General features: G+C 37.6%; 10 protein-coding genes. 7 read left to right on the plus strand and 3 right to left on the minus strand.

All coding sequences use genetic code 11. The features are described 5' to 3' along the window. Positions 1–1104 (plus strand): sn-glycerol-3-phosphate ABC transporter ATP-binding protein UgpC, encoded by a 1104-nt coding sequence (locus RRB46_RS02725; protein WP_311537387.1) that lies wholly within the window; start codon positions 1–3, stop codon positions 1102–1104. A gap of 60 nt (positions 1105–1164) precedes the next feature. Here RRB46_RS02725 and RRB46_RS02730 read toward each other — a convergent pair whose 3' ends face one another. Both RRB46_RS02730 and RRB46_RS02735 read right to left on the minus strand, forming a co-directional pair. Then, positions 1165–2238, minus strand: a complete 1074-nt coding sequence (locus tag RRB46_RS02730) for a DUF4317 family protein (protein ID WP_311537388.1) — start codon at positions 2236–2238, stop codon at positions 1165–1167. A 90-nt stretch (positions 2239–2328) separates the two neighbouring features. Beyond that, a complete protein-coding gene (locus RRB46_RS02735; protein WP_311537389.1) occupies positions 2329–2973 on the minus strand; it encodes a hypothetical protein in 645 nt (214 codons plus the stop codon). Between the two features lie 188 nt (positions 2974–3161). On the opposite strand from RRB46_RS02735, the gene RRB46_RS02740 reads away from it, so the two are divergent. The 6 genes from RRB46_RS02740 to RRB46_RS02765 all read left to right on the plus strand — a co-directional run bounded on the left by RRB46_RS02740 (position 3162) and on the right by RRB46_RS02765 (position 9769). After that, positions 3162–4493: a sugar ABC transporter substrate-binding protein gene (locus RRB46_RS02740; protein ID WP_297689346.1), complete on the plus strand. Its 1332-nt coding sequence runs from the start codon at positions 3162–3164 to the stop codon at positions 4491–4493. A 50-nt stretch (positions 4494–4543) separates the two neighbouring features. Next, a complete protein-coding gene (locus RRB46_RS02745) occupies positions 4544–4948 on the plus strand; it encodes a hypothetical protein (RefSeq protein WP_106461398.1) in 405 nt (134 codons plus the stop codon). Positions 4949–4954: 6 nt separating this feature from the next. After that, positions 4955–6970: an ABC transporter permease subunit gene (locus tag RRB46_RS02750; protein ID WP_311537390.1), complete on the plus strand. Its 2016-nt coding sequence runs from the start codon at positions 4955–4957 to the stop codon at positions 6968–6970. Position 6971: 1 nt separating this feature from the next. Then, positions 6972–7865, plus strand: a complete 894-nt coding sequence (locus RRB46_RS02755; RefSeq protein WP_106461400.1) for a sugar ABC transporter permease — start codon at positions 6972–6974, stop codon at positions 7863–7865. A 9-nt stretch (positions 7866–7874) separates the two neighbouring features. Then, the gene (locus RRB46_RS02760) at positions 7875–8960 is read left to right on the plus strand and encodes an ABC transporter ATP-binding protein (RefSeq protein ID WP_296126618.1); all 1086 of its coding nucleotides are present in this window, start codon (positions 7875–7877) and stop codon (positions 8958–8960) included. Between the two features lie 125 nt (positions 8961–9085). Then, positions 9086–9769 carry a hypothetical protein gene (locus RRB46_RS02765; protein WP_311537391.1) on the plus strand — a complete coding sequence of 228 codons (684 nt, stop codon included), beginning with the start codon at positions 9086–9088 and terminating at the stop codon, positions 9767–9769. Between the two features lie 1317 nt (positions 9770–11086). Here RRB46_RS02765 and RRB46_RS02770 read toward each other — a convergent pair. Further along, complete coding sequence (locus RRB46_RS02770; RefSeq protein ID WP_311537392.1) at positions 11087–12568, minus strand: C69 family dipeptidase; 1482 nt, start codon at positions 12566–12568, stop codon at positions 11087–11089. Positions 12569–12604: the final 36 nt, after the last annotated feature.

The raw sequence follows: 12604 nt of genomic DNA on the forward strand, positions 1-12604 counted from the left end.
ATGGTAGATATAAAATTAGAAAATGTTTATAAAAAATACGACAAGGCGACTGATTATTCTGTAAAAGACTTTAACCTAGATATAAAAGATGGGGAATTTATAGTCTTTGTAGGTCCATCAGGATGTGGTAAGTCTACAACACTTAGGATGATTGCAGGACTTGAGCATATTACAAAGGGAAAATTATATATAGATGGCAAGCTTATGAATATGGTTCCTTCAAAGGACCGTGGAATAGCAATGGTATTTCAATCCTACGCCCTCTACCCACACAAGAATGTCTATGACAATATGGCCTTTGGTCTAAAACTAAGGAAATATAAAAAAGATGAGATAGACAAGAAAGTAAGGGGAGCAAGTGCAGTCCTAGGTCTTGATGAATATTTAGACAGGAAACCTGCAGACCTATCTGGTGGTCAAAGACAAAGGGTAGCCCTAGGTCGTGCTATAGTAAGGGACGCCAAGGTGTTTTTAATGGATGAACCCCTATCAAACCTTGATGCAAAACTTCGTATGCAAATGAGGGCTGAAATATCAAAGCTCCATGACCAATTAGATGCCACAACAATCTATGTAACCCACGATCAGACAGAGGCTATGACCATGGCTGACAGGATAGTTATAATGAATGAAGGACTCATCCAGCAAATTGGAAGTCCAATCGAGCTTTATGATGACCCAGCCAACACCTTTGTGGCAAGCTTTATAGGATCACCTGCCATGAACTTGGTAGAAGCAAGACTTGAAGATGGCTATTTAAGAAAAGGCGAAGACTTAGCCATAAAGATTCCTGAAGACCAATATCAAAAACTAAAAGACCTTGGTTATGATGGAAAAGAATTGATATTTGGAATTAGGCCAGAAGATATAAGCACAGAAGTTGACTATGGTAACAAGTTCCATGCTGATATGAAATTATCAGAACTCTTAGGTTCTGACACAATCTTTTATGCAAGCATAGGAGATGAGGAATTCATCATAAAGGGCGATAAGGAATCCTATACCAAGGATAGCTTTATAAATATCAGTTTTAATGCTGAGAAAATAAAATATTTTGATAAGGAAGACGGACATTCTTTGATTAGACACCTAGTAGAAGAATAAAAATATATGTATCCCTCCCGAAATCCCCTAAGATTTATTATTTTATCCTAGGGGATTTTTTTATTTAGATAACTTTATCCCATTTAAGTCCATGCCTGTGGCTGGTATTAGGATGTAGGATTTGCCGTCTATTTTTTCTTCTTTTATACTTGTGATTTCATCTTCTGGGATGGTAATTTTTATGCCAGTATCTGAGACTAGCTTATAGTCTTTGGCTAGGATGTTGTCTACTATTAGCTTTGTGTCTTCTTCTATTTCTACTTCCTTGCCGCCAAGGGATTCTAGGATTTCTTTGATTTCCTCTTTTTCGAGTGTTGGGATTATCTCGCTTTCCTTACCCTCTTCTGACAGATCTTTGAGCTTGTCATTGAGGCTTACCAGGTTTTTGATGGTTTTCTTATCTTCTAGGGATTCTTCGACTAGGATTTTGTAATAGTCCTGCTGGTAGTCTACCTTGCTTGGCATAGTACAGGCTAGGATTTCTTCTTCGAAGGCCTCGTCTCTTTTGCTGTTGTTTTTGACATAGTAGAGGCATTCGTAGATGTGGGCCTGCCTATCTGTGAATGATGGGTAAAGAAGACCAAAATCTGGGGCCTTGACTGTAGACTTGTTTTCGCTTTCGGAAAATTTCTTTTCTTCTTGGTCATAGATTAGCTTAGCTTTTGGACTTGCTGTCGGGCAGATGGCTAGGATGAAGAAGGAATATGTCTCTTCGCTATCGCCTGAATAAGATCCATCCTGGGCCTTTTCTATTACATCATAGACTCCGTGGCCTAAGATTATGGCGTAGTTGCCATCTGTCTGGTAGCTTTTCCTTATCTTTTCTACTAGGATATTTACATCACTTTCTTCATTGGCCTTTGAAATTTGGTAGAAGAGTTCTTGCTGGGAATTTGTCTCGTATTTGCCGGTAAATTCTAAGTTTAGGAGATTTTTCTCAAGGGATCCTGAGAGGGCTTTTTTGAAGATTTCATCATAAAGGTCTTTTTCTCTGATGGTTAAAAGCCCATAAGCAAAGGCATCTTTAAATATCATCTCGCCCTCTGCATTTATATAGTAAGTATAGATGGTATCAAGCCTTGATTGGTCAGGTCTGATTATTTTTCTGATTTCGTTGATTTCTTTTTTCTGCATGTTTCACCTCGGCTTTTATTATACTATTTTTCTCTTTAATCTGACCAGCAAAATTAAAAATCGCCCCGGCATTAAGCTAGGACGATTTTTCTATCTTGGTGATATTTTGTAATTTATGCCATTTATAAGGCTTACCTCATAAGGGCTATCGCTGAAGTAGCCTTTAAGGAAGGCTAGGCGATGGGTGTGGTAGGTGGATTGTTCTTCTTTTAGGTCAAGATTTCCTTCTCTGATTTCGAAGGATTCGTGGTGATCGTGGCCGTGGCCTCCCGCACATGTCGCTTCTTTTGATTTTTCCAGGTCTATTTCCTCATCGTATTTAGAGTGGAGGTTGTTATTTGTGATTAGGTAGAGGCTATCTCCATCGACCATGGCTGCTAGGCCTTGATCGCATGGCATCCCATCTAGGAGGTAGGTGTTTAGGTCCCTAAATACTTGTTCAAAGCTTGAAAAGTCCTTGTCCTTGCCACACTCCTGTCCTAATTTGTATAATTTTTCATCAGGGTCTTTGGCTAATTTTAGGGCCTTGGCTAGCCTTGTTTCTACTATATCTATTTTTTCTTGCAAATATCCGTGGATATTTTCTTGATCTAGAATTTCTTCTAGGGGTTTTGTTGAAACCGGATCTGGTTTTATATCTTGAATATGACCATCCATTAGGTAGTCTGTAATTTTATCCTGGAATTTTATTTTTTCATACATCATATAATGGATGGGTCCGAGTGTTTTTGACATATTTTCTCCTTTGATTTTTCTTTACTTTTATATTATAAGTTTGAGTTTATAAAGATTCAAGCGGAATTTATTTTTTGAGTGAGTTAACAAACTAATATACTTAAGACAAATTTTTGACAATTATGAAAATATAAGCTATAATATGGATATAAAGAATACGATTTCACTTGAAATCACAGGAGGAATACATGAAAAATAAGTTTAAGTCACTCATGGCTTTATCTCTAGCTGTTGTTCTTACAGCTTGTGGTGGAGCTAAAGAAGCGGACAAGGGAGCAGATACTAAAGAAGCTGCTAATACTGATGCTGCTACAAAGTTAACAGTTCAAGCTGAAGAAGGTTGGGTAGATTATTACAAAGCTGCAGCAGAACGTGTTAAAAAACAATTCCCTAATGCAGATATCGAGATTAAAACAGTTGGTTCTTTTGACAACTTAGATATTATCGATTCTACAGATGCTACAAATGAAGACGTTGCTGACCTTTTTGCAATTCCTGCAGATAGACTTTATGGTCTACATGGTAATGATGTACTTGGCGCAATTGATTCTAAAAAACTTGCTGAAGAAATCGGTGGTTGGGATGACTTTGATAAGGGATTAGGTGGAAACTTCAATATTGATGGTGAATATTTTGCTTTCCCATTCAATATAGAAACACTTATCACTTATGTAAACTCAGCAAATGCTAAAGAAAAGAACGTAGACCTATCTAAACCTATCGAAATTGAAGATGTTGCAGATGAATCTACAGTTTTATTCCCATTATTTGATGCTTGGTACGGCGTTGCTGCTACTAACTCTTCAAATATCGAACTTCTTGGCAAAAAAGAAGACGGAACACTTTACTCAGACTTTACTAAAGAATGGGATGAGCTTGAACCAGAAAAACAAGCTACAGTTAAGGCACTTTTCGATTATTGGAAAAAACACAACGAAGCTGGCACACAATTATTTGATGCTGATGCAGGTTGGGGTTATATAGATGATACATTCAAACCAGGCAACGGCGGTGTTGCTAGACTTGGTGGACCATGGGATGCAGCTGCTATAGGCGAACAAGCAGGCGAAGGCAACCTAGAAATTCATCCAATCGGCCAACTAACATTAGCAGGCAAACCACTAACACACTGGCAAGGTGGTTGGGGACTTGCAATGAATGCTAGAATAGAAGAAGATGCTGACAAGGTAGCTCTAGCAGAAGCTATGATTAAAGAAATAGTTAACCCAGAATTTGCAGCAGACCTATACAAGGCTTCAGGTAAGATTCTTGAAAACGTACCAGTAGATAAATATAAAGAAATGGATCTTCCAGATGTAGATAAAAATATTATTGAAGCTACAATCGCTTCTTACAAAGAAGCTCCAGCTAGACCACTATTCAAAGAGTGGGGCGATGTTTGGGATACCTACAAAAACGCAATCCTATCTTGGAACTCTGTAAAACCAGCAGACGAAAAGGCAGCATATGCAGAAATAAAAGCTTCATTTGATTCAATGATGGCTAACTTTAACAAATAATCAAATTAAATAGAGGGTGATCCTTAGGGATTGCCCTTTATTCAAATATTATGGATATAGCAAAAAAAAGAGAAAGATTTCTCTACCAGATACTGATAATATCAGCTCTTTTGATTCTAAACTTCTCGCTTGAGACAATGATGATGGCAAAAGACCCAGATATTTACAGTACAATCGCAAAAGTAAAGCAGGAGCTTACTTATGGAGATTACCTCAATGCACTGATATTTAATTTATTTATAAAGGTAATCAATCCAATAGTAATATCCTTATACACCTTTTTTACTATTAAAAAATACGGCATAAATATGTTTTATAAGATATTTTTTGGAGGAATGACTTTAATTGGAATAATTAATCACCTCCTACAATTCTCATTTGGCTCAGTATTTTATTATATAGGCCTAATACTTGATATAGCCCTATTAATAGTAATCACAAGGCAAGAAAGGTAAAAGAATATGACTTATGAAAAAAAACTTTATGATAGGAGGGGCCAGACTTATCCAAGAAAGAATCAATATATAATTGATCAAATCGAAGGCAATAATAAGTACTCAAAGGCTGACCACCCTTATAATAAAAAAGTTAAGGAATATAAAGAAGAGAAGAAAAAACTCTTAGATCAAGCTATCAAAGAAGCAGTCAAAGATAATAGTTCTCATGGGGAGAAATACCTAAATCAACTTCATCAAAAAAGTCAGATTGCTAGTAAGATGAAAGACTTTTATGAGGCAAATAAGGAACTTTCTTATGACTCACTTCTTGATTACAAATTAAATGAACTAGACCTTGTTTCTATTCCAGAGATAATCAAACATGATTCATACCTAAAGGACCAACTAGCAAATGCTAACGAAAGATTAAAGAACCTAACAGATGAGAATATCAAGGCTGAATCTAAATTAATCGAAGAAGATAGAGCTACCCTTAAGGAAAAATATGACAAAGACCTAAAAGATTTAGAAAAATCTTTCAAAGAAGGTCTGATCTCAAAGAAAGCCTACAAGGCAACCAAAGAACAATTAAAACAAAAATTCAAAGACCAAAATCTAAAAATTGATTACAGAAATCCAGAAAAATCTATCAAAGAAGAAATAGATTCTCTAAATTACAAGATTAAACAAGATTACAAGCACTCAATGAAGATTTTGGAAGAAGATAGGTCTGACATCAGACGTAGGACACCAGTCGAAGTAGAAAACCAAAGTGCAATCAAATCCATACTATCAGCACCTATTCCAGGGCTTGGCCAATTATTAAACGGCCAATGGCAAAAGGCAATAATGTTTTTCCTTGGAGCCCTATTTATCTATCTAATAGCCCTACCATATGCCCTAGGCTTCGGTAACTACCAAGGTCAAGGTATAGCAGGTCTAGTATCTTTAGCCCAAGGCGGCAAGAGACTAGATAGGTCAATCATCTTCATGATTGAGGGTGTACTTGCTATAGTATTTGTAGTACTTGCTATGGCAATATACGTATTTTCTTTTAAAGATGCCCACAAGACAGAAAAAGACCAGCTTAAGGGTATCAGACCAAACTCATTTTTTGAAACAAAGAAGATGATGAGAACAGATGGCTTCCCATATTTGATTTCAACACCAGCCCTACTAGTAATAATATTTATAGTAATGGTGCCAATCATAACAGCCATCCTAATTTCCTTTACCAACATGGATCCACAACACCAAAACAAATTTGAATGGATAGGACTAAATAACTACCTAACCATAGCAAAGGGTCAAGGTATAGCAGGAAAGGCCTTCTGGCATATCTTTGCTTGGACAATAATTTGGACCCTAGGTGCATCAACCCTAGCAATAGTCCTAGGCTTTGTCTTTGCTCTAATGGTAAATAACGAAAGAATCAAGGCTAAGAAGGTATTTAGGACAGTTTACCTATTGCCATGGGCAATACCAGCCTTTATCACAATCATGTTCTTCTCAATCATGACAAGCCGTGGTGGTGTAATAACAGAGGCGATAAACTCGGTCTTTAATGTAAGCTTAGATATCAAAAATAACACAGTTCAAACTAGAACTGCCCTCATACTCCTCCAAGGATGGTTGGGTCATTCCTACATCTTCCTACTCACAACAGGAGTATTACAAGCCATTCCAAAAGACCTCTACGAAGCTGCAAGTATAGATGGAGCAACAGGTTGGCAAGCTACAGCCAAGATTACAATTCCACTTGTACTCTTCCAAATAGCGCCAATGCTAATTAACCAATATACATTTAACTTCAACAACTTCTCAATAATTTACCTATTTAACGGCGGTGGACCTTTCAATCCACAGGTTTATGGTAACTTAGCGGGATCAAGTGATATTTTGATTTCATACATTTATAACTTAACTATGAATAGTCAGTACCAAGCTATAGGTGCTGCCATAACTGTATTTATTTCAATCTTACTTATAGTTATTTCCTTCATAGGTTACATGAAATCATCAGCCTTTAAGGAGTATTAATATGGCAAAGAAAAATAAAAACAAAGACCTATATTTATCTGACCTCCAGCCCTTATCAGCTGCAGGTAAGCTAGCCTTAGGTATATCATATTTAGTCTTATTTATATGGGCGGCCATCATTCTTGTACCCCTTGCAATAATGGTGATTTCATCATTTAACGGCAACCAAGGCCAATATATATCTATGACTAGTAAGTTCGTATTCTCACTTGACAACTTTAAGTTTTTATTCCAAAAAACTCAATTTGTCAGATGGGTAGTAAATACACTAAAGATAGCAACAGCAACAACAGCCTTAACCCTAATCTTTGTATCCTTTACAGGCTATGCCTACTCAAGATTCAGATTTAAGGGTAAGAAAGCATCATTAATCACAATCATGCTCGTACAAATAATCCCAGCCTTTGCAGGAATTACTGCCTTCTATGCCATCCACACAATCATATCAGGTATAGTGCCAGTATTCTCCCGCTCAATGATGCTGATATTAATCTATTCAGGTGGAGCAATAGCAGGTAACACCTTTATCCTAAAGGGCTACCTAGACTCAATATCCCCTGAGCTAGACGAAGCAGCAAGGATAGATGGTTGTTCAAACTTCCAGGTCTATAGGCTAATAATCATGCCACTTGCAAGACCAATGCTTGCAATCATAGCCCTTCAATGTTTCATAGGACCATTCCTAGATTACATGATGCCAAAGATACTTCTAACAAATCCAGCTGACTACACCTTGGCAACAGGCTTATTTACACTAATAAGCGATATGAGAAATATGAATCAGCCAGCCTTCGCAGCAGGTGGATTCTTATCAGCCATACCAGTCATGCTCTTGTTCTTGTTCTTACAAGATGAGCTAGTAGGTGGATTGTCATCAGGTGCAGTTAAGGGATAGGAGAGAAAAATGCGCGTAACATTAGATAATTTAGGAAAAAAATACGAAGGTAGAGATAAATTTACCATCAGAAATATAAATCTTGAAATAGACGATAAGGACTTTTGTGTAATCCTAGGTCCTTCAGGTTGTGGTAAATCAACCTTAATCAGAATGATAGCAGGACTAAACTCAATAACAGAAGGAACCCTATCATTCAACGATAAGATAATGAACACAGTAGAGCCAAAAGATAGGGACATAGCCATGGTATTCCAATCCTACGCTCTTTACCCACATATGACAGTATATGATAACATGGCCTTCTCATTAAAAATGAAAAATGAGAGAAAAGAAGTAATCGACAAGAGAGTTCAAGAAGCTGCAGAAATCCTACAGCTAAAAGACTACCTCTACTCAAGACCAAGTGATATCTCAGGTGGTCAAAGACAAAGGGTAGCCCTAGGCCGTGCTATAGTAAGGAAACCATCAGTATTCCTAATGGATGAGCCATTATCAAACCTAGATGCTAAATTAAGAGAGCACATGAGGGTAGAAATAGTAAGAATCCACAACCAACTAGATACAACAAGTGTCTATGTAACTCACGACCAAACAGAAGCCATGACCATGGCCACAAAGATAGTCCTTCTAGATAAGGGAATTATCCAACAAGTAGGAGCCCCAGTAGAATTCTACGAAAGACCACAAAACCTCTTCGTAGCAGGCTTCATTGGATCACCAACCATGAACATCATAGAAGGAAAAGTAGAAAATGGAATGTTCGTCAATAACTCTGGCCAAATGAAAATAAAAGCCAACGACAAAGACGCAGCAGTCCTTAAAAACTACGAAGGCAAAAAAGTCTACCTCGGTATCAGAAGCGAGAGATTTATAGCAGAAGACAGAGACTACAACACAGTAGAATCTAACATCGAAGTAATAGAAATGCTAGGAAAAGAACAAATAATCTATTCAAAGATGGCAGATGGAACAGACCTAGTAATAAGTCAACCAGGCCACCTAGAATACAACATAGGCGATAACACCAAATTCGCCCTAGATCCAGAAGCCCTACACTTCTTCGATGGCGAAACAACAGAAAGAATAAACTAGAAAAGATATTACCGGGATATAAGTCTCGGTAATATTTTTATCAAAGAGATATAGTAAGCTAAAAAACTTGAAACTGATAAGTAAAAAGATAAAATGTATAAATAAGAAAGAAAAGGGGTGGAAATATGAAAAAATCAAAGAAAATAATGATGACTATGGCCCTAGGCCTATCAATAAGTGCTTTAGGATTTGGAGTCAGTGCAAATCTAGATAGCAATGTAGCTTATGCAAAAGAAGAACAAGCTCCAAAAAATGATACAATAGACTTATCATTTACACTTTTAAGAAAAGTAGGTAAAGATAAAGAATACAACGACTATTATAAAGCAGAGTATGTCTATATCAATGGAGTTCCAAATAAATTTTGGGGCGGTAAAATAACAAATAAAGCAACATATAAGAGAGGCGAAAGAGTAACCTTCAAGCTAAAAGAAACTGATGAACCAGGAGCGCCATTTGTAGCAGAAGGTGAATTTGATGTACCTCTTGTAGGTTATAGAAATGACGATAGAATAGAAATCAGGATGAGAGAGCTAGACCAAACACAAGCAAAACCTGAAAAAGAAGCTCCAAAAAAGGATGAAAATAAAAAGCCAGAAAATAAAGATAAGTCAGAAGCAAACAAAAAAGCCATAGCAGGCCTAAGGGCAGCCAAAAAACAAGCAGAAGTAACCTTAAACGCTTGCCACTTACTAATCAAATTCACACCAGAAACAATAAAATCAGTAAGGGCTCAGCTAGATCAATTAATGGTCAAACAAGAAAAATTAATAAAACAAGCAAATAACTTGTTGGCTAAATATGAATAAATAATCATTTTTTAAAAGAAGGTTTTAGGGAGCATCCCCCTAAGACCCTCTTTTTTTTATCCAAGATAAAATATTTTTTATTTATTATCCAAGATAATATTATTAACATGAATACTTCGTATCTTCGTCTTATAGATAATTATTTTTATATACAATTGAATCTCCGTATAAAGGAGGGGCGAAGGGGGCGGCAGATGCCCCCTCATGCCCCTCCTTAAACCTCCCCATTTCACCCCCTCCCGGCTCCTTAGGCGGAGTGCGAAAGGGGAAGATTTTTTTCAAAAATCTTCTTTAGTATTGTGGATTACTTCTTATGTAGTTGGCCTTTTTCTTACTGATTTAAAATCAAAAGTCCCCTAAAAATCACAATCTAGTCCAAATTGGCTTTTTATAGTCACTTGTCATCTTAGTAGTTACAATATTTTTATTTAAGGATGGTTGTCAGTGTGATTTTCTTAACGGTGACTTCTGCTTTTAAATCTCCCGATAGATTAGTATTTTATACCCTATTATCTCAATGTTTGCCAAAGGCAAACGAGCCTTAGACCTACTTTGACGTTAATATTCTCTAAGAATACAAAATAATTCTCCCAAGGTCGGGAGATTTTGTAAGTGGAGATGCCGTTAAGAAAATCTCCTGACGCACGAGTTTAAATTAAATTTCTGTAACTACTGAGATGTATAGTTTATACAGAACAAGAATTTGGACTAGATTGAGATTTTTAGGCATCGGAATGTCAAAATCAGTAAGAATAAAGACGGCTAAAACAAGGAGTTCAGTATACAAAGAGAGGCTTGCCGAAGGCAAGTTTCTAATCATGCCCTCCGCTAAGGAGTCGCTTGCGGGGTGTAACGAAGAGGGGGTGTAAGGGGGACATAAACGCCCCTTGATTTGGGGCGTTTATGCCTGAAACATAGTGCGGTAGCACGAAGGAGTTTGCGTAGCAAACGGGTTTCCGTCCGATGAGGACCCATGCGAAAGGGTCCTTGGCCCTCCCCCCTTTGGCGAAGTCATCAGCTTGATGACAACCATTTATTATAAGTTAAAGTTACGAAGAACAATACCATATGATATTGTATCATTAGAAAGAAAGTTCCTTTAGGCGAAGTCATCAACTTGATGACAATAATTCATTATGAGATAAAATTACGAAGAAAAAACTATATAATAATATTATCTAGAATAATAAATCAAAATATTATTATTTTGGATAATAAAAAAAGGGGATTTTTAGGGGATGCCCCTAAAAAATCATTTTATAAAGGAAAGGGGAGAGCCCCGGGCTCTCCCTCTAACAATCATATTGAAAATATGTTCTAAGCATCACTTCTAGCAAAGGAGTTTTTCATTTTATTACTTGCCTCGTATAAGACCTTGTCTAAAAGTTTTAGGCTTGCTTTTTTAAGATTTGCTGCTATTTCTTGGTTGGCCTTTTCTAGTTGGTCTCTTAGGGCTTTTCCCTCTAGCTTTTCTTCTTTTACTTTTTTATCGTATTTGTGGACTATTTCCCAGCCCATGGCGCCCATTTCTTCTTGGTAGCGTTCGATTAGGTTGGCTGTATCTGCGTAGTGTGGGTCGGCTAGGGCTGCTATTAGGCGGTTGGTCCAGTAGAAGTCTTCTGTTGTTACATCTCCTGTGGTATCCCTTAGGTAGGCTGGGGTGTCATCTACGTTTGGATAGAATGGGACCATGGCGTTGTAGACATTTGATCCTAGGGCTAGCCATTCTAGGGATTTTACGCCTTCTGGCATGTATGGTCTTATTTGGACTAGGCCTAGGAAGTTGTTTCTGTTGATGCCTATTGGCCTGAAGGCTCCCTTTTTGTCGGCGTATTTGCCATATGGGTCGTATTTTGTGCCTTGGTAGTGGTGGGAGAGGGCGTATTTTATATCTTCTGGTGTGATTTTCCTCTCAGGGACCCTTGCCCATGGAATGTCATTGTCATCTGGTCTTATGTCTGCATTTTCCCCATCCCAAATATTTGACCTTGGGTTGAAGAATCTTTGAAGGATCCAAGCCCTTGGTGTGTTGTAGACGTGGTCTGCGTCTGAATGGCTACCGAAGGCATCTCTTGGATTAAGCTTTCCATCTAGGGATAGGTCTAGAAAATTATCTCTTATAAAATCTTTTAAATCTTTGGAGCAGAGCTGGTTTTCGCCTTTTCCATAAGCATCTTCTAGGTCGAATGAGTCGATGCCTAGTTGGTTTGGCATGATTACATAGGAATCATCTGGGACTTTTTTGGCTATCCAGTGGTGGCCGCCTATGGTTTCTAGCCACCAGATTTCGCTTTCATCTTGGAAGGCTATTCCGTTCATTTCATAGGTGCCGTATTCTTCTAATAGACTTCCTAGTCTTAGTACTCCTTCACGAGCTGAATTTATATAGGGAAGTGTTATGGTTACTATATCTTCTTCACCGATTCCTTCAATTTTTTCTGCCTTACCATCTTCTGCCTTTTTGTAGACTACAAGAGGGTCTGCTCCTAGGACTCTTTCGTTACTTGTGAGGGTTTCTGTGGCTGTCATTGAGACGTTTTTCTCATTGACTCCGCAGGCTGCCCAGATTCCTTCGTTGGCTACTGCATTTGGCATGGCTGTGTAGGACATTGGATTATCTGGCAATTTTATCTCTACATGGGATATGACTGATTTATATAAAGTTGGCTGATCTTTTTTGTCAACCTTGATGAATTTTTTAGGACAATACTCTCCGCTGCCAGAATCTTCATTTCTGGCAACCAAGGTTGATCCGTCGTATGAGGCATTTTTACCTACTAATATTGTTGTACAAGACATTTTTTCCTCCTAATTTCTTATAGGATTAATATACGT

It is taken from the genome of uncultured Anaerococcus sp. (assembly GCF_963512375.1).
In the GTDB taxonomy this organism is placed as follows: domain Bacteria; phylum Bacillota; class Clostridia; order Tissierellales; family Peptoniphilaceae; genus Anaerococcus.